This is a genomic window from Vibrio sp. 2132-1 (genome assembly GCF_033344315.1).
Window position 1 is genome coordinate 1 of sequence record NZ_JAWPON010000409.1, and the last position, 662, is coordinate 662.

At 49.1% G+C, this 662-nt stretch carries 1 protein-coding gene; it reads right to left on the minus strand.

Translation table 11 applies throughout. The features are described from left to right. Positions 1-53: 53 nt before the first annotated feature. The coding region (locus R8N47_RS25715; protein WP_318186166.1) for a MotB family protein at positions 54-662 on the minus strand (609 nt) is incomplete at its 5' end.

Here is a 662-nt window from a genome sequence, read left to right on the forward strand (position 1 = left end):
AGCGAGCACTCTGCTCGCTTTTTATCTTCTGAACTATTTATAGACGCGCTTTGTTATTGAATAACGGGCACTTCTTCACTGTATAAAGGTTCACCTTGCATGATACTGATTTCAACACGACGGTTAAGTGCGCGGTTTTCATCAGAATCATTCGGCACCAAAGGCTCGGTATCCGCCATACCTCGCACACGAAGACGCTGATGCGAGAAACCTCTGACCTTTTCCATCTCTTGAGCGACCGACACTGCACGCTGCGATGACAAGTCCCAATTCGAGCGATACAGCTCAGAATCCAAACGCTGATTGTCTGTGTGACCAGAGATTCGGACAATACCTGGCACATCTTTCACTAGCTCAGCAATCTGTCGCACTAATGGTCTGAACTTCGGTTGCAGGAATGCAGAACCTTCTGGGAATGCGCCTTTCTCTCGCATTCGTATAACGATTTGCTGACCGAGGTTCTCCACTTCAATCGCGCCTTGTTCGATTTCACGTTCGAGCGCCTTCTTGATGCTCTCCATCAAGGTTTCCATCTCTTGTGACATCTCTTCAGACTGCTGCTGTTGCATGTCTGACTCTGCGGACTGATTGCTTTGTGTCGAGGTTTCCGGTGATTGACCGCCCGTCAGCTTACCTTCATCACGCTTAGTACCACCAGCTCG